The 1,474-nt window shown below is 44.0% G+C and carries 1 protein-coding gene; it reads left to right on the forward strand.

The window, feature by feature from the left end; translation table 11 throughout:
• Window positions 1–625 precede the first annotated feature (625 nt).
• Complete coding sequence (locus tag E1189_RS01545; protein WP_155158339.1) at window positions 626–1,360, forward strand: hypothetical protein; 735 nt, start codon at window positions 626–628, stop codon at window positions 1,358–1,360.
• Window positions 1,361–1,474: the final 114 nt, after the last annotated feature.

The following is a 1,474-nucleotide window of genomic DNA, read 5'->3' on the forward strand; positions in this document are numbered from 1 at the left end:
TGAAGAAATTATGCACGGGACCAACCTGAAAATATCTCTGTAGGGAATAATGCCGACACTTTCTGGTTGGCATTAACATCTGAAATTTCAGTCGATCGCACTTATTGTATTAATCCAGCACAACGTCGGGAGCGTAGCCCGCTACGTGATAAGAGTTGTGACGCAGCAAGGGCGGAAAAAGACGCCGCCAGACTATGCGAAAGCAATGCTCAGGGTGCTTACGTATGAATACGGCTATGTTGTAGGTGTTTGTCAATATGGGTGCGTATTTTTTTTGTAAAAGTTGTAAAGTAGTTGTCGTTTATTTGGTGTTGTTTTGATAGCATCCGCATCCGTGATGCTGCTAGTGTGCTTGGTACGCTAGGTAAAGGTTTTTCAGAAAAAGAGTGCTGACATAAACGTCTGTGCTGATATGCCTGGATCGATTGACAAATGAGCATGATTTATTGATATCGACCTAAGTTGCAGTTTGTTGTGCGATGCAAAGCGCTAGTCTGTAACAGTTTTCAGGAGTGGTTGTTGTCAACCACTGCGGGGTACTTTTTTCTAAACAAACAAGACAGTTGTCGTTTGTTGGTTCCTTTGACTTTCTAACTTGCTGGTGTGACTTTCACGATATGTCAGATTGGTCAAAGGCGAGCAATATCATAAGCAGCAAGAACTTATTACCAATGTTTATTTCTCTGTTGTCTGGGGCGCTGCCTGCAGGGAAAGCACTCTATCTGACAGTAAAGTCGGCCTGCCAGTGGGCAAAAGAGTTAATAAAGAGAGAATGAAAGAGGTATTCAAAATGAAAACAGTGATGCATAAGGCGTTGGCCGTTGCTGTTATTGCTGGAGTTTCTGGTGGGGCTATGGCCGCCGCACATGATGGGGATTTGGGGGGGCTATCAACTCATGGCTCCTCTACAGGATACTTCAATATAACACTGTATAACGCTGCTCAGGCAAGAATTTTTGGACTAAAAGATTTCACTTTTGCTGAAGATAAGACTGGCACTCCAATTGAGAATTCTATTTGTATTTATACAAATACTGAAGGATTTACGCTTACGACGTCCTCACAGAACGGGTTTAAGTTACTGAGTAATAGTAAACAGGATGGTGCTGACTATACCTTGGCCTTGGCCCCAGCCTCAGGTGGAAGAGCAATTGAGACATGGGGGGGGAGTGGTAACAATGCTAATGATGTAACGAGTAAGCATATATCGCAAGCCAACATTAGTGGCTGGAAACTCTCAACGGTAGGGAGCGCTTCATGCTCTGCCGGAAATTTTAAACTGCTGATTACACCTAATGTCACTACAAGCTCGCCTGGTGTCTATACCGACCTTGTCACATTAACCGTCACACCTGCTTAATCTGTAATGAAACGTCTATGGGGATTCTGGCTGTTATTACTGGTCTCATCGCTGGCATTGGGAGCCGATGGTGATGTATTTATCGCCAGTAATGCTATTCCCTCCGGTTTTGAA

The organism is Parendozoicomonas verongulae (assembly GCF_009711465.1).
GTDB lineage: Bacteria > Pseudomonadota > Gammaproteobacteria > Pseudomonadales > Endozoicomonadaceae > Sansalvadorimonas > Sansalvadorimonas verongulae.